This window comes from Bradyrhizobium sp. LCT2 (genome assembly GCF_009931255.1).
GTDB classification, from domain to species: Bacteria; Pseudomonadota; Alphaproteobacteria; order Rhizobiales; family Xanthobacteraceae; genus Bradyrhizobium; species Bradyrhizobium diazoefficiens.
The window spans coordinates 911,192-927,638 of record NZ_CP034432.1 but is presented as its reverse complement, the minus strand read 5'-3'; the positions used below and the strand labels follow the sequence as shown (position 1 = coordinate 927,638).

Genomic DNA, 16,447 nt, shown 5'->3' with positions numbered 1-16,447 from the left:
CGAGATAGTGGTGGGCACGGCGCTCGCGCGCCTTTGCCCACCCTACGATTGCGCGATGTGCCGCAACGTCGCGCGCAACAACGAAAACAAAAATGGCCGGGATTTCTCCCGGCCATTTTGCGTTTGTGTGTGCCGTTACCGCGGCGGCGCGGTGCCGGGCGGGGGCGGCGGCAGCGAGGCCTGACCGCCGTTGAGCAGCGGCGTGATGTTGCGGACGGTGACGCGCCGGTTGATCGCGCTCGGCCCCTGCGTCTGCTCCTTCAGGTACTGCTCGCCATAGCCCTGCGACGTCAGGTTCTCCGCAGGCACACCGAACTGCTGGGTCAGCAATTCGGCCGCGGACTGCGCGCGGCGGTCCGACAGCGACAGATTGTCGACCTCGTTGCCGACCGCGTCGGTATGTCCCTCGATCAGGAACACCACGCGCGGGTTGGCCTGGATCGCACGGTTGAGGCCGTCGGCGATCACTTGCAGCTTCGCCGCCTGATCCGGTGGGATCGTCCACGAACCCGTCTCGAAGGTGATCGTGTTGACGTCGATGCTCGGCATCTGCATGCGAATATTCGGGCTGTAGCGGATCTCGTCGAGCGTGTAGCGCCGATTGATCCGCTGCACCGGCGGTGCCTCCATGGTCTGGTAGATCACGTCCGGCGACGCCTCCTCCGCGTCGACGATGTAGCGATCGTAGGGAATGTTCACGACCGGCGGCGGCGCGTCGACATAGAAGCCGCCGACCGACTGCGGATCGCGGTAGCTGTTGTCGATGATGATGAGCTCGCGCCCGCCGGGGTCCCTGCGAATTCGCCGCAGCAACCGACCGTCGGGAGCGACCACGGTGATGATCTCGCTGCCGTCGGGACGGATCACGACGGTGCGAGTATCGCCGCCGACGGTGTCGGTGCGGATGTCGCGGGCGCCATAGCGGAAGCGATAGAGATCGTTGCCGCGGACGTAGGCCTGCCCGCCGGGATCGCGGATGATGATGCGATCCGGCTCGGTGTAGACGGTGCGGCCGCCTTCGATGGACTCGCGTCGCTGGTTGTGCAGGTCGGCGATGGTCGCACCAATCACGGCGCCGGCCACGACGCCCGCACCGATCGCGAGCGGCGTCAGGTCACGCTGCGGCGGACGCGGCGGAGGTGGCAGCGGTGCGACGACTGTCGGCGCGGCCTGGAAGGCAGGCGTAACCGTCGGCGGAGCGAATTGCGCCCTGTTGGGCGGCGGCGTTGCGGCCGCCGAGCCCGGGACTGTGCTCGGCGCTGCGGCACCGGCAGGAGCCGCGGGCCGGGCCGGGAGGCCGCCGGCCTGGGGCGGCGCAGCCGGAGTTCCGGCAGCAGGCGCGCCGGCGGGCGGCGTTCCACCCTGAGGTCCTGGCGTCGGTCCCGCACCGGGACGTCCGGGCGGCGGCGTCAGAGCGCCGCCGGGGGCCGGCGTTGCCGTCGGAGCCGGGGTCGCCGTGCCGGGCGCGGGCGTCGGTGCAGGACCCGGACGTCCGGATGGCGGCGTCGCGGTGCCGCCGGGTGCCGGCGTGGTCGTTGGAGCGGGCGTAGCGCCTGGAGCTGGCGGTGATCCTGCAGCCGGGGGCGAACCGGGACGTACGCCGGGCGGCGGTGCACCGGGGCGTCCGGCCGGCGGAGCGCCGGGCGTGCTGCCCGGAGCCGGCGTCGCGGTCGGCGCAGGTGTTGCTGTCGGTGCGGGCGTCGGCGTCGGAGTGGCTGCCGGCGCAGGCGAGCCGGGGCGGGCCGTCGGCGCTGCGGGCGGAGGAGCCGCGGGCGTCGGCGTTGCTGTGGGCGCAGGCGTGGGCCGCGCCGCGGGGCCTGCAGGAGGCGGCGGCGGAGGTGTCGGAGTCGGACGTGCCGCGGGAGGAGGCGGAGGCGGCGGCGCGTGCTGTGGAGCTGCGGCGGGCGGCGGCGCGGGTGGCGTGGGCGCCGGACGTGCTGCGGGCGGAGCCGGAGGCGGCGGTGTCGGGGCGTGCTGCTGCGGGGCCGCGGCCGGAGGCGGCGAAGGCTGCTTCGGAGCGGCAGGCGGCGGTGGCGGGGGCGGCGGAGCCGGACGTGCCGCAGGCGGAGGCGGAGGCGGAGGAGGCGCCGCGGGGCGCGGCGGCGCGGCGGCCGGCGGAGGCGCAGCGGGCGGGTGGGGCGGCGCAGCGGCGGGCGGCGGAGCGGCCGGGCGCGCGGGCGCAGCAGGCGGCGCAGCCCCTGGCGGTCCCTTCGGCGGCTGCTTCGGTTTTCCGTCAGGGCCCGTCTCTTGAGGCTGGGCCTGCGCGACCACGAGCGGCGAAGCGCCTTGCGCATGCGATGCGGTGTTTGCCAATTGCATCGCGGTCAGAGCCGTGGTGGCAAGCAGCACGAAACGAAGATTGGTCATAGTGGTGAACTTCCCCGGAAGGTTCTTTGACGAAGTGGTGGGATGAACAGCTACGCGTTAGGCCGCATTGTGGCGAGCGAAGCGGGCGCGGCCCGATTTATTTCTGCACGCAAATCACCTCATTATGCCGACGTTCATTGCGCATTCAGGCGTGGGTTGCAATCGCCTCACATGCGATGGTTCGCCTCATGTGTGATCCCGCCGCGGCGTTGCGTCCGTCGCAGGACCGGGAGTGAGCGGTCCGTTCGGCCCGCGCGATGGAATCTCTTCAGGCATGCGGCCCGGCAATTCGTCGGGCCGCGGTGATTCGCCGGGCTCGTGCACCGGCGGCGTGATTTCGGGCTGAGGATTGCCCGGCGGAATTCCAGGCGGCGGCTCGGTGGGAGTCCCCGGTGTTGCCGGTGGAATCTCGGGCGGTTCGATCGGCATCGGCATCATCGAGTTCGGTTGTCCAGAGGACAACAACGGCGATGCCGCGCTGATGTTCCTTGCCGCGTCGTCGCGGGGCGCGCCTATTCGGGCGCGTGACAGACGGCCTCGATGTTGTGGCCGTCGGGGTCCCGCACGAAGGCGCCGTAATAATTCGGATGATAGTGCGGACGGATGCCGGGTGGTCCGTTGTCGCGACCACCGGCCGCGATTGCCGCCTTGTAGAAGGCGTCGACCGTGGCGCGGTCCTTTGCCGCGATCGCGACATGCACCGGCTTGTTCATGGCGCCTTCGCCGCCAATCCAGAAATCCGGCTTGCCGTCGGCACCGAAGCCGGCGGCCGGATCGTGGCCGGTCTGCTCCGCCGTGACCTCCATGATGAGGCTGTAGCCGAGCGGCGCCAGCGCCTTGGCATAGAACGCTTTCGCGCGCTCATAGTCGGAGACGGAGAAACCCAAATGGTCGATCATCGCAACCTCCGTTGTTCGCCCCTGTCAGCGTGACAGGAACGTATTGCTTCGTGTCTTGCGTGCGAGCGTAAAGCCGCGCGCGACCATGTCGGCAATACAATCCTGCTGCCATTCCTTTTGTGACAGATGCTCGATCACCACCGCGCGTGGCCACAGCGCTTGCGGCGCGTCGCGGAAGAAGCCGGTCAGCACGCGGTCCTCGAAGCCTTCGACGTCGATCTTGAGCGCGTCGACCTGCGTGACGCCGGCCTCGTCGAGAATGCGCATCAAGCGCAGCGACGGGACCTTGATCGCATCGGCGCCGGCCGTGCCGGTGACGACGTGGGTGGCACCGAGATTGCCGCCGCCGCTCTCGATCATCAGCTCGCCGTCGCTGTCGCCTGCTGCGGCCTGCACCAGGCGGACCTGCGTCGCTTTCGAGGCGGCGTGGTTGAAGGAGAGACGTCCGAAGGTCAGCGGATGCGGCTCGATCGCGATCACTTTGCCTGCGGGCCCGACCTGCCGCGCCATCACCAGGGCAAACGTGCCGACATTGGCGCCGACGTCCACGAACACGCCGCCCGCCGGCGTGTGCTGGCGCAGGAAGTCGAGCTCGTCGAGATTGTAGTCGGGGTTGAACAGCGCGCCGCGCTCGGTCGCGCTACCCTGGTGGTAGAAGCGGAACGAGGCGCCCTGATACTGCACGTCGACCGGACCGCCGCGCAGCAGATTGACCAGCCGCGACAGCCAGGGCCGGAACGCGCCGCGCTTCAGCCCCGATTGCGTCGCGAGGCGAATGATCGCGGCCTGCGCCGCATTCGGCGCAAACGTGCCGAACGGCGCGGACGAAGGGGCGTTGTCGGTCGTCAAGCAGGTGGTCCTCGTTGCAAGCGGCGCATGCATAGCCGGTTTTGCCGGGGACTCCAACGCTCGATCACCGGTGTCGTCCCGGGGCGCGAAGCGAGCCCGGGACCCGTAACCCCAGGGAGGAGTCGTGACGCCAAACTCCCACTCCGAGTCTTCGCCAAATCTCTCCCTGTGGGTATGGGTCCCGGATCGGCGCTCCGCTTCGCTGCGCTTGTCCGGGACGACGAGGGAGAGAGAAGTGCTTCACGCCGCCCTTGTCGGCGCTGGCTTGCGCGGGCGCAGGAAGCGGCCGAGCAGCCTGCGCCGGCCCTTGCGCGGGATCAGGTCGATGTCGCTGACGAGCTTGGCGCCGCCCTTGCGCCGCTCCAGCACGATCTTGCGGCTGTGGAAGGCCTCCAGCTCGACGCGGTGCGCGACGCTGACGATGGTCGCCTTCGGCAGCGCGTCGGTGACCATCTTCATCATCTTGTCCTGGCTCTTCTCGTCGAGCGCCGAGGTCGCCTCGTCAAGGACGACGATGTCGGGGTTGTGCAGCAGGAGCCGAGCGAAGGCGAGGCGCTGCTTCTCGCCGCCGGACAGCGTCTGATCCCACGGTCCTTCCTCCTCGATCTTCTCCTTGAGATGGTCGAGGCCGACCTTGTGCAAGGCTTCTCCGATTTCGTCGACGGTCCAGTCGTCTTCGGCCCCTGGATAGGCGACCGCGCGGCGCAGGGATCCGGAGGGCACGTAAGGCCGCTGCGGCAGCATGAACAGCCGCCGGTCGGGATGGAAATTGACGCTGCCGCCGCCCCACGGCCACAGCCCCGCAATGGCGCGCACCAGCGTGCTCTTGCCGGTGCCGGATTCGCCGGCGACCAGCAGGCGCTCGCCGGGCTCGATCACCACCTCGGTCTCGCCGACCACGGCGGTGCCGTCGTCGAGCGTGACCGAGAGGTCGTTCAGCTCCAGCATCGCCTCGTTGCTGGTCTCGCCGCGCTTGATGCGGCCGATGCCGTCGCCCTGCTCGGCGCGCTCGAGGCCGTCCAGCGACATCATTAGCGAGGCGATGCGGCGCGCGCAGGCGTTCCAGTCGGCCAGCCGCGGATAATTGTCGACCAGCCAGCCGAACGCGCCCTGCACGATGGTGAAGGCGGAGGCCGCCTGCATCACCTGTCCGAGCGTCATGCTGCCGTCGAGGAATTTGGGTGCGCAGAGCAGCAGAGGCACCACCGGTGCAACGAGGTTCGATCCCTGTGACACCAGCGTGGTGCGCATGTGCTGGCCGGCGAGCCGCGCCCATTGCCGCAGCACGTTGGTGAAATTGCGGTCGATGCCGCCGCGCTCCTCCTCCTCGCCGCCGAGCAGCGCGATGCTCTCGCCGTTCTCGCGCACGCGCGTCAGGGTGTAGCGGAAATCGGCCTCGGCCTGGTTCTTGTCTTCGGAGATCTGCACGAAGCGGCGGCCGATCACCACGATCGAGCTCGATGCGATCGCGGCGTAGAGGATCGCGGCGATCACGAGGAAGCCGGGAATGGTGATGGTCGATCCACCCAGCGCGATCGTGAGCGCGCCGCCGATGGTCCAGAGCACGACGATGAAGGTCACCGCCGACAGCAGTGCCGAGGTGACGCCGGCGAGGAAATCGACCGGCGAATCGGTCGCGATGCGCAGATCCTCCGCGATCCGGTATTCGGGATTCTTGTGGTCGCCGCCGACGAGGTTGAGCTGGTAGTATCGCCCGTTGGCGAGCCACCGCGTCAGCACGCTTGCCGTGAGCCAGGCCCGCCAGCGCCGCTGGATGCCCATCCGCGCGAACACCTGGGCCACGCCGAGCACGATGCTGCCGATCGCGAGCGGCACGAACACCGCGGTGAGATGAAACACGCTGGTCGCATCGCGCTTCTCGATGGCGTCGAAGATCGCGCGATTCCAGACATTGATGCCGTACTGGAAGGCGACGGTGAGGACGATCAGCATGCCGAGGCCGATCGAGAACGGCCATGCGAGGCGATCGCCGTTGCGGCCCCAGAAGCCGCGCGCGCTGATCCAGAAGCGGGTCAGCAGATAATCCTTGCGCGCCTGCTCGGCCTCCTCAGGTGACAGCTCGGGATCGGGTTCGAGCTCCTCCGGCGGGGGCGGAGCCACGTCCTCGCCAGTCTCGCCCTCGATTTCGATGATGGGCGGCTTCTTGCCCTGTTCGCGCTTCCCGGCCGGTTTTTGCATGGCCGGACAACGCAAGGGAAATCAGTCGGTTCCCAGCGGTTCCGAGGCCGGGCTATTCGGCCGCGCCACCGCGTACCCGCCGCAGCCGCGCGGCTCTGTGGAGGATCTGCGACAGCTCCTCGATCGAATAGGGCTTTTGCACGAGTTCGAAACCGTCGCTGCCGTCCTGCGCCAGCGCCTCGCTGTAGCCGGTGGTCAGCACGACCGGTGCGCCGATGCCGCGATCGCGGATCGCCCGCGCCAGCTCGAGCCCGGTCATGCCGGGCATGACCACATCGGAGAACACGACGTCGAAACGATCCGTGTCCACGACCAGCTCGGCGAGCGCGTCGGCGGCGTTGTCGACCAGGGTGATGCTGTAGCCGAGCTCGGTGAGCCCATCGGCGGCGAAATTGGCGAGCTCGATATTGTCCTCGACCACCAGCACCGACATGCCGCTGCCCGGCAGCGCCGGTGCGGTGTTCGGCGCCTGCTGCTGCGGCAGCAGGTCCGCCGGCACGCGCGGCAAATAGAGCGAGAAGGTGCTGCCCTGGCCGACTTCGCTGGTGACCGTCACCTCGCCGCCGGATTGCCGGGCAAAGCCAAACACCTGGGAAAGGCCAAGACCCGTGCCGTGGCCGACCTGCTTGGTGGTGAAGAACGGCTCGAAGATGCGCCCGAGGCGCGCGGCCGGAATGCCGATTCCGGTATCGCTAACGACGACGCAGACGAAGCCATTGCTGTCAGGGATATGACCGCCCGGAAGATGCGCCAGCGTGTCCGGAACGGTCGTCGCCACCTCGACCTTGAAGCTGATCCGGCCCTTGCCCTGCATGGCATCGCGCGCATTGGTCGCCATGTTGATCAGCGCCGTCTCGAACTGGCTGGCATCGGCATTGACGAGGCACGGCTCGGCCGGCAGCTGTGTCGCGATCTCGATCGCGGGTCCCAGCAAGGTGGCGAGCATGTCGTGCAGCGACTGCATCCGCTCGCCGACGTCGAACACCTCCGGTTTCAGGGTCTGGCGCCGCGCGAAGGCGAGGAGCTGCGACGTCAGCCTGGCGGCGCGCGCGACCGCATCCGCGATCGCGGTCATGTAGCGCTGCCGCCGCTCCTCCGTCAGTTGTGGCCGGTTCAAGAGGTCGACGGAGGCGCGGATCACGGTCAGCAGATTGTTGAAGTCGTGTGCGACGCCGCCGGTGAGCTGGCCGAGCGCCTCCAGGCGCTGGCTGTGCTTGAGCGCCTCCTCGGCCTCGCGCCGCTTTGCGGCTTCGGTCTGGAGATGCTGGGTGCGCCGGAAGGCGAACGCGAGCAGCAGGAACAGCAGTGCGGTCGCGGGAACGCCGAACACGAGATGCTGGCCCATTGTGGCGAGCCAGCGCGCGCGGATGGCCGAGGTCTCGAGCCCCGCGCTGACATAGATCGGATATTCGGCGATGCGCCTGTAGCCGAGCCGGCGCTCGATCCCGTCTGACGGCCACGCGATGGTCATGAGCCCGTGCGCGGGGTGCGCGGCGATCTGGCGGCCGACCGGCCCGCCTGGATCAAGCCGGAGGTCGCGGTCGAGCCGCGGAAAATGCGCCAGCACCACGCCGTCGGCGCGACCCATCGCGAAGAAGCTACCGGGATCGGAGCCGATCCTGGCGTAAAAGCTCTCGAAATATTCCGGCAGGACGGAGGCCTGGATCACGCCGATGAAGCTGCCGTCGTCGGAGTCGCGGCGGCGGCTCATCCCGAAGAAGCGCGCACCCTGATAGGGCGGACGCGGCGTCAGGGGCATGCCGATGAACGTGCCGATGGCCTGGTCGACATGGGCGTAGAAGTAGTCGCGGTCCGCGAAGCTCAGCTCCGGCGGCGGCGAGGCGAGGCTGTTGACCAGCGCCTTGCCGTCCGCATCGAAGATCCAGGCCGATTTGAGCTGCGGCAGCGAATCGGCCAGCCGCTTCAGGCGGCGGTGCAGCGCCGGTTCGCGCGCGCGGATGAGGTCGTCGGGGAGGCCGCGCACGACCTCGTTGAGCTCGGCAAGGCTGCGGTCGATGGTCTCGAACACCTTGAGCGCGTGCTCATGCGCGACGTCGAGGGTGCGCTCGATCTCGCGGTCGGCGATATCTTTGGTCGATGTGTAGGAGATCGTGGCGGCGATCGCGAACAGGGCAATCGGCAATGCCAGGGATGCCGCCATCATCCACTGCAACAGCTTCAGCGAATTGCGTTGCGCACCCTGCACAGTCGCTCCGGTCCCTGGACCCGAGCTTAACTGAATTTCCCGCTGGGAAGGAAGCCGCTTATGACCGGAACCGGTGGTTGCAATTCCAGATAATCGCCCGCGGCGCGGGTTGGCGGAAAAATCTACTCAAATTGACGCCGGCCGTAGCAGGCCCCGGCCATCTCGGCCGGGGATCGAAGCATGGATCAGGTCTAGATCTGCCGCTCGACCATCTTGAGCTTGAGCTCGGCGATGGCTTCCGCCGGGTTGAGGCCTTTCGGGCACGCCTTGGCGCAGTTCATGATGGTGTGGCAGCGGTAGAGCCGGAACGGGTCCTCGAGATTGTCGAGCCGCTCGCCGGTCGCCTCGTCCCGCGAATCGGAGACCCAGCGGTTGGCCTGCAGCAGCGCGGCGGGGCCGAGATAGCGGTCGCTGTTCCACCAATAGCTCGGGCACGAGGTCGAGCAGCAGGCGCAGAGGATGCACTCGTAGAGGCCGTCGAGCTTCTCGCGGTCCTCGTGGCTCTGGCGCCATTCCTTCTGCGGTGTCGGCGAGGTCGTCTTCAGCCACGGCTCGACCGAGGCATACTGCGCGTAGAAATTGGTGAGGTCGGGGACGAGGTCCTTGACGACCGGCTGGTGCGGCAGCGGATTGATCTTCACCGCGCCGTCCTTCACGTCGTGCATCGAGCGGGTGCAGGCCAGCGTGTTCTGGCCGTCGATGTTCATGGCGCAGGAGCCGCAGACGCCTTCGCGGCAGGAGCGGCGGAAGGTCAGCGACGGGTCGATGTTGTTCTTGATCCAGATCAGGCCGTCCAGCACCATCGGACCGCAATCATTGGTGTCGACGTAGTAGGTGTCGACGCTCGGATTCTTGCCGTCGTCCGGATTCCAGCGATAGACGCGGAATTCGCGAACGTCAGTCGCGCCCGCGGGCTTCGGCCAGGTCTTGCCGCCGGTGATCTTGGAGTTCTTCGGAAGTGCGAATTCAACCATTGCTCTAACCTTTCGTCATTCCGGGATGGTCCAAAGGACCAGACCCGGAATCTCGAGATTCCGGGGTCGATGCATCGCCCCGGAATGACGGCTACTGTTCGATCAGTACACGCGCGCCTTGGGCGGGATGTACTGCACGTCGTTGGTCATGGTGTAGTCGTGAACCGGGCGGTACTCGATCTTGACCTTGCCGGCATCGTCCAGCCAGGCCAGCGTGTGCTTCATCCAGTTCTTGTCGTCGCGCTCGGAAAAATCCTCGCGGGCGTGGGCGCCGCGGCTCTCGGTGCGGTTGGCGGCCGAGTTCATCGTCACCACCGCCTGCGCGATCAGATTGTCGAACTCCAGCGTCTCGACGAGGTCCGAATTCCACACCAGCGAGCGGTCGGACACGGCGATGTCGGTGATGCCGCTGTGGACCTTCTCGATCAGGTTCTGGCCTTCGCTCAGGACTTCGCCGGTGCGGAACACGGCGCAGTTGCTCTGCATCACGTGCTGCATGCCTTCGCGCAGCTTTGCGGTCGGCGTGCCGCCGGAGGCGTAGCGGTAATGATCGAGGCGGCCGAGCGCGAGCTCGGCGGAGTTCGCCGGCAGCTCGGGCTGCTTGGCGTTGGGCGTGAGCTTCTCGGCCAGCCGCAGCGCGGCGGCGCGGCCGAACACCACGAGGTCGATCAGCGAGTTGGAGCCGAGACGGTTGGCGCCGTGCACGGAGACGCAGGCCGCTTCGCCGATCGCCATCAGGCCGGGGATGACGGCGTTGTCGTCGCCGTCCTTCTTGGTCAGCACTTCGCCGTGATAGTTCGTCGGGATGCCGCCCATGTTGTAGTGCACGGTCGGCACGATCGGGATCGGCTCGCGCGTCACGTCGACATTGGCGAAGATCTTCGCGGATTCGGAGATGCCCGGCAGGCGCTCGGCCAGCACCGCGGGATCGAGATGGTCGAGATGAAGGAAGATGTGGTCCTTCTTCTTGCCGACGCCGCGCCCTTCACGGATCTCGATGGTCATTGCGCGCGAGACGACGTCGCGCGATGCGAGGTCCTTGGCCGACGGCGCATAGCGCTCCATGAAGCGCTCGCCCTCGGAGTTGACGAGATAGCCGCCTTCGCCGCGCGCGCCTTCGGTGACGAGACAGCCCGAGCCGTAGATGCCGGTCGGATGGAACTGCACAAACTCCATGTCCTGCATCGGCAGGCCGGCGCGCAGCACCATGCCGCCGCCGTCGCCGGTGCAGGTGTGCGCCGAGGTGCAGGAGGCATAGGCGCGGCCGTAGCCGCCGGTCGCGAGAATCACGGTCTGGGCGCGGAAGCGATGCAGCGTGCCGTCATCGAGCTTGAGCGCGATGACGCCGCGGCAGGTGCCCTGGTCGTCCATGATCAGGTCGATGGCGAAGAACTCGATGAAGAATTCGGCCGCGTGACGCAGCGACTGGCCGTACATCGTGTGCAGCATGGCATGGCCGGTGCGGTCCGCGGCGGCGCAGGTGCGCTGCGCCTGACCCTTGCCGAAGTCCAACGTCATGCCGCCAAACGGGCGCTGGTAGATCTTGCCGTCCTCGGTGCGCGAGAACGGCACGCCCCAATGTTCGAGCTCGTAGACCGCGTCGGGCGCGTTGCGCACCATGTATTCGATCGCGTCCTGGTCGCCCAGCCAGTCCGACCCCTTCACGGTGTCGTACATGTGCCAGCGCCAGTCGTCCTTGTGCATGTTGCCGAGCGAGGCGGAGATGCCGCCTTGCGCCGCGACCGTGTGCGAGCGGGTCGGAAACACCTTGGTGATGCAGGCCGTGCGCAGGCCCGCCTCGCTGCAGCCGACCACGGCGCGTAGTCCCGCGCCGCCGGCGCCGACCACGACGACGTCATAGGTGTGGTCTTCGATGGGATAGGCTTTTCCGTTGGTGGCGGGAGCGCCGTTGCCCTTGCCATTCGTCTCGTTGGCCATGGGTTACACTCCGGATGAAAGTTTCAGGATCGCGTAGGTCGAGGCGAGTGCCACGGCGATCGAGAAGAAGTTGTTGAGCATGATCGCCGTGAGCTTCAGCTTCTCGTTATGGACGTAGTCCTCGATCACCACCTGCATGCCGATCTTCATGTGCCAGGCGCTGGCGAAGATGAAGAGCAGCATGATGATGGCGATCGGCAGCGAGCCGATGGTCTGCGCTACGAAGGCCTGGTTGCGGCCGAACAGCATCACGATGATTACGATCACCGGGATCATCATCAGCACCATCGCGACGCCGGTGATGCGCTGGCGCCAGAAGTCCGACGTGCCCGAATGCGCCGCGCCGAGATTGCGGACGCGGCCGAGCGGGGTGCGCATGCTGCGCTTCGGCGTATCGGTTGCGCTCATCGTCCACCTCCGATCGCGTAGGCGACGATCCAGATCAGCACCGTCAGCACGATGCCGCCGATCAGCGCGCCCCAGGTCAGCGCTTCGCGCTCATTGGCCTTGAAGCCGTAGCCGAGGTCCCAGACGAAGTGCCGGATGCCGCTCAGCATATGGTGCATCAGCGCCCAGGTGTAGCCGAACACGATCAGCCGGCCGATGATGCTGCCGGTGAAGGCCTGGACGTGGGAATAGGCGGCGGGGCCGGAGGCCGCCGCGATCAGCCACCAGGCCAGCAGCAGGGTTCCGGCATAGAGGGCGATTCCGGTGGCGCGATGGACGATGGACAGCGCCATCGTCAACGTCCAGCGATAGACTTGCATGTGTGGTGAAAGCGGTCGTTCGATCCGTGCGGTCATGGGCTTTGATGTTGTGTAGCGGCCCAGCAGGGGGCGCGCGGGGATCGCGAAAGGTCGGCTCTATTTACGGAGTCGATTTGGCCTGCGCAATCACCAAATCGCCATAAATCGAACCGTGGTTCAGCGCTACAGCGTTGATGAAACAAGGCCAATCAGGGGCTTGGTATACCAGAGCAATGGTGTGCCGACAAAGAATAGAATATATATTCATCTTTTGTGGCGACGGCCGAGGCACATTGAAATTACTATTGGAACGGCTCTAAGCCGCCGCGGGCCAGCCAGAGTTCGAACCAGTCAGTTCATGACGCCCACGTCGGCACGAATCGCCAGCGAGGCAATTTCGATTTCCGCCGCGCGCACCGATTTTTCGTGTGACGGGTGGATATGCGCGGCCTGCATCCCACCCCGCCGCAGGAATCAGCGTCCGAGGGGATCGCTGCCGCGCCATCGCTCGACCAGGAAATCGATGAATGCACGAATCTTCGCCGACCCCAGGCGCGACGGCTGATAGAGCGCGTGGAGCGGAGCCGGAGCAGGTTCATGCTCGCGCAACAGACGACGCAGGCGCCCCTCGGCAAGTTGCCTTTCCACCTGCCATGACGGCACGCGGACGATGCCGGCGCCGTTCTCCGCGGCGCTGGCGAGCGCGTCGAGACTGTTGACCCAGAGCCGTCCCGCTATCCTGATTCGCGATCCGCCCTTCGCGTCGCGGCCGAATCGCCAGGTCGCTGCACCCGGCGCATCGGAGAACACCAGGCAATCATGCCGCGGCAGATCGGACGGGCTCTGCGGTTCGCCGCGGCGCGCGAGGTAGCCAGGCGAGGCGCAATGGATCATCTGCACCTCCGCGAGTTTCCGCGTCACGAGCTGGGAATCGGGAACGCGCCCGACGCGAAGCGCCAGATGGACGTCCTCCTCGATCAGGTTGACGTTGCGATCGACCAGCAGCAGATCGACTGACAGCGAGGGACAGGCGCGCAGAAAGTCGCCCAGCAGCGGTGCGATCAGCAGGCGCCCCATCAATGTCGGCGCACTCACGCGCAGGCGCCCCGACGGCTCGCGGCGGCTTCCCGCCAGCGCCTCCTCGATCTCCTTGACCTCGCCGAGGATCGACTTGGCGCGCTCGTACAGCATGCGGCCGTCGTCCGTGAGCGCCAGCTGCCGCGTCGTACGCACCAGCAGGCGCGTGCCGAAATGCTGTTCGAGCGCTGAAATCTGCCGGCTCACTGCCGTCAGCGAGCTCGGCAACGACCGCGCCGCCGCGGACAGGCTGCCGCTGTCGACAGCCCGGACAAAGGTCGCCATCGCCGCGAGCTGGTCCATGGCCATCCTTCCGTTTTCATCAAGATAGTCTATCCAGCTTCGCCGATAGTAGCGCAATGCGAAAGGGTCTATCCCTGTCCTTGAGAACAGGCTTTGGACGTGCTGATGGCGGGACTTGATATCAAGGAGATCATGGAGCTCGCGCTGTTGCTGATCGCAACGGGCGCGCTCTCCGGATTTCTGGCCGGTGTGTTCGGGATCGGCGGCGGCGCGATTCTCGTGCCGGTGTTCTACGAATGCTTCCGCATCGCCGGCGTGCCGCTCGAAGTGCGCATGCCGCTCTGCGTCGGCACCTCGCTTGCGGTGATCATCCCGACCTCGATTCGCTCGTTCCAGGCGCATTACAAGCGCGGCGCCGTCGACATGGCGATCCTGCGCGTCTGGTGGCTGCCGATCGTGATCGGCGTCGTCGCCGGCAGCGTGGTCGCGCGCCACGCGCCGGAGCGGCTGTTCAAGATCGTGTTCGTCTGCGTCGCCTGGTCGGCCGCCGTGCGGCTGATCTTCGCGCGCGAAACCTGGAAGCTCGGCGACGACCTGCCGAAAGGCCCGGTGATGCGGATCTACGGCTTCTGCGTCGGTATCCTGTCGACGCTGATGGGCATCGGCGGCGGCTTGTTCTCGAACCTGCTGATGACCTTCTACGGCCGGCCGATCCATCAGGCGGTCGCGACGTCGTCGGCGCTCGCGGTGCTGATCTCGATACCCGGCGCACTCGGCTACATCTATGCCGGCTGGCCGGCGGCGGCGAGCTATCCGGCCGTCGCAGCGCTGCAAGTCCCGTTCGCGCTCGGCTACGTCTCGCTGATCGGTGCCGTGCTGGTAATGCCGATGAGCCTCGTCACCGCGCCGCTCGGCGTGAGAGCCGCGCATGCGATGTCGAAGCGCACGCTGGAGACAGCGTTCGGGTGCTATCTGTTTATTGTCGGCAGCCGGTTTGTGATGAGCCTGGTGGGCGGGCAGTAGACGCCATGAGCTCCGTCATTGAGAGCGCAGCGAAGCAATCCAGAATCTCTCCGCGGCGGCAGTCTGGATTGCTTCGCTGCGCTCGCAATGACGTTGTTGAGAGAGCGCGCTATGCCAACTCCAACGTCGTCCTGGACAAGCTCGCGCAGCGAGCGCCGATCCAGGACCCATTACCCCAAGGAGTGGTTTGGCGAAGACTCGTGGTTGCCAGCTTCGTGCCGCAACTTCTCCCTGGGGTAATGGGTCCTGGCTTTCGCCAGGACGACAGCGAGAGTGTGGCGCGGTTTTGGAGCAACGCGATGTCTATTTCTTCGCGTAGATATCCTTGTAGGTATCCCGCAGCACGTTCTTCTGCACCTTGCCCATGGTGTTGCGCGGCAGCTCGTCGACCACGAAGACGCGCTTCGGCATCTTGAATTTGGCGAGCCGGCCGTCGAGTGCTTTCAGCACGGAGGCCTCGTTGACCTCGGCGCCCTTGTTGCAGACCAGCACGGCGGTGACGCCCTCGCCGAAATCGGCATGCGGTACGCCGATCACGGCGGACTCGACCACGCCGGGCATCGCGTCGATCTCGCTCTCGATTTCCTTCGGGTAGACGTTGAAGCCGCCGGAGATCACGAGATCCTTGCCGCGGCCGAGGATGTGGACGTAGCCCTTGCCGTCGATCTTGCCGAGGTCGCCGGTGATGAAGAAGCCGTCGGGCCGGAATTCCGCCTTGGTCTTCTCCGGCATGCGCCAGTAGCCCTTGAACACGTTCGGGCCCTTGACCTCGATCATGCCGATCTCCTCGCGCGGCAGCTCCTTGCCGGTCTCGGGGTCGGTCACGCGCAGGGAGACGCCGGGCAGCGGGAAGCCGACCGCGCCGGGCACGCGCTCGCCGTCATAGGGGTTCGACGTGTTCATGTTGGTCTCGGTCATGCCGTAGCGCTCGAGCACGGCATGTCCGGTGCGCGCCGACCATTCGCGATGGGTTTCGGCGAGCAGCGGCGCCGAGCCCGAAATGAACAGCCGCATGTGCCTGGTGGTTTCGCGCGACAGCGCGGCATTTTGCAAGAGGCGGGTGTAGAAGGTCGGCACGCCCATCAGCACGGTGGCGCGCGCCATCAGCTTGATGATCAGGTCAGGGTCGAGCTTCGGCAGGAAGATCATCGACGCCCGCGAAAACAGCGTCACGTTGGTCGCCACAAACAGGCCGTGCGTATGGTAGATCGGCAGCGCGTGGATCAGCACGTCCTTGTCGGTGAAGCGCCAGTAGCCGACGAGCGAGAGCGAGTTCGACGCGAGATTGTCGTGGGTGAGCATCGCCCCCTTGGAGCGGCCGGTGGTGCCCGACGTGTAGAGGATCGCGGCCAGATCGTCGTTTTCGCGCGGCACCGTCGTAAACGCGCTGCTCGCCTTGTCTGCGGCCTCCGTCAGCGAGCCCTTGCCGTCGGGGCCGAGCGTCTCGACCCCGGCCTTCACCTTCGCTGCGATCGGGGCGAGCCCTTCCGCCTTGGAGGGATCGCAGACCACCAGCGACGGCTCGGCGTCGCCGATGAAGTAATCGAGCTCGTTCAGCGTATAGGCGGTGTTGAGCGGCAGGTAGACCGCGCCGGCCCGCACGGTGGCGAGATAAAGCACGATGTTCGCGACCGATTTCTCGACCTGCACCGCGACGCGGTCGCCAGGCTTCACGCCGCGCGCGACCAGCACGTTCGCCATTTGCCCGGCCCGCGCGATCAGATCGCCATAGCTGATACGGGCGCCGTCATGCGTCTCGATCGCGAGGCGCTTGGGATTGTCCAGGCCATCGAACAGGCGGGAAAACAGGTTGGCGTTGGCAGCTCGGTTCATGCAAGATTTCCTCGACCGCAAGGCTTGTAAGACAAGGTCGGTCAAAACCGAGGGCTGGATTAGCAAAAACCGCCCCGATGAAGCAACGGAGAC

General features: G+C 66.7%; 13 protein-coding genes. 1 reads left to right on the top strand and 12 read right to left on the bottom strand.

The features are described from left to right. Positions 1-135 precede the first annotated feature (135 nt). The 11 genes from EI171_RS05090 to EI171_RS05040 form a co-directional block, all read right to left on the bottom strand. The gene (locus EI171_RS05090) at positions 136-2,367 is read right to left on the bottom strand and encodes an OmpA family protein (RefSeq protein ID WP_161532747.1); all 2,232 of its coding nucleotides are present in this window, start codon (positions 2,365-2,367) and stop codon (positions 136-138) included. Positions 2,368-2,553: 186 nt separating this feature from the next. Next, a complete protein-coding gene (locus EI171_RS45370; protein WP_161532746.1) occupies positions 2,554-2,796 on the bottom strand; it encodes a hypothetical protein in 243 nt (80 codons plus the stop codon). A gap of 83 nt (positions 2,797-2,879) precedes the next feature. Then, positions 2,880-3,266, bottom strand: coding sequence for a VOC family protein (locus EI171_RS05080; protein WP_011083350.1), 387 nt, complete (start codon positions 3,264-3,266; stop codon positions 2,880-2,882). A gap of 24 nt (positions 3,267-3,290) precedes the next feature. After that, on the bottom strand, positions 3,291-4,115 hold the full coding sequence (locus EI171_RS05075; protein WP_161532745.1) for an FkbM family methyltransferase: 825 nt from the start codon (positions 4,113-4,115) through the stop codon (positions 3,291-3,293). Between the two features lie 240 nt (positions 4,116-4,355). Beyond that, positions 4,356-6,314 (bottom strand): ABC transporter ATP-binding protein/permease, encoded by a 1,959-nt coding sequence (locus EI171_RS05070; protein ID WP_028174915.1) that lies wholly within the window; start codon positions 6,312-6,314, stop codon positions 4,356-4,358. Between the two features lie 52 nt (positions 6,315-6,366). Continuing rightward, the gene (locus EI171_RS05065) at positions 6,367-8,520 is read right to left on the bottom strand and encodes a hybrid sensor histidine kinase/response regulator (protein ID WP_161532744.1); all 2,154 of its coding nucleotides are present in this window, start codon (positions 8,518-8,520) and stop codon (positions 6,367-6,369) included. Positions 8,521-8,711: 191 nt separating this feature from the next. After that, a complete protein-coding gene (locus EI171_RS05060) occupies positions 8,712-9,494 on the bottom strand; it encodes a succinate dehydrogenase iron-sulfur subunit (protein WP_011083346.1) in 783 nt (260 codons plus the stop codon). A 102-nt stretch (positions 9,495-9,596) separates the two neighbouring features. Beyond that, the gene (sdhA, locus tag EI171_RS05055; protein ID WP_011083345.1) at positions 9,597-11,432 is read right to left on the bottom strand and encodes a succinate dehydrogenase flavoprotein subunit; all 1,836 of its coding nucleotides are present in this window, start codon (positions 11,430-11,432) and stop codon (positions 9,597-9,599) included. Between the two features lie 3 nt (positions 11,433-11,435). Then, positions 11,436-11,840, bottom strand: coding sequence for a succinate dehydrogenase, hydrophobic membrane anchor protein (sdhD, locus tag EI171_RS05050; protein ID WP_011083344.1), 405 nt, complete (start codon positions 11,838-11,840; stop codon positions 11,436-11,438). Next, entirely contained in the window at positions 11,837-12,235 is a 399-nt protein-coding gene (gene sdhC / locus EI171_RS05045; protein ID WP_011083343.1) for a succinate dehydrogenase, cytochrome b556 subunit, read from the bottom strand. Before sdhC ends, sdhD begins: the two co-directional genes overlap by 4 nt. Positions 12,236-12,652: 417 nt before the next feature. Continuing rightward, positions 12,653-13,558, bottom strand: coding sequence for a LysR family transcriptional regulator (locus EI171_RS05040; protein WP_161532743.1), 906 nt, complete (start codon positions 13,556-13,558; stop codon positions 12,653-12,655). A 102-nt stretch (positions 13,559-13,660) separates the two neighbouring features. Between EI171_RS05040 and EI171_RS05035 the strand changes: the two genes are divergently transcribed. Then, positions 13,661-14,521, top strand: a complete 861-nt coding sequence (locus EI171_RS05035) for a sulfite exporter TauE/SafE family protein (RefSeq protein ID WP_161536927.1) — start codon at positions 13,661-13,663, stop codon at positions 14,519-14,521. A 303-nt stretch (positions 14,522-14,824) separates the two neighbouring features. Here the strand turns inward: EI171_RS05035 and EI171_RS05030 are convergent, their stop codons facing one another. After that, on the bottom strand, positions 14,825-16,354 hold the full coding sequence (locus EI171_RS05030; protein WP_161532742.1) for a malonyl-CoA synthase: 1,530 nt from the start codon (positions 16,352-16,354) through the stop codon (positions 14,825-14,827). Positions 16,355-16,447 lie beyond the last annotated feature (93 nt).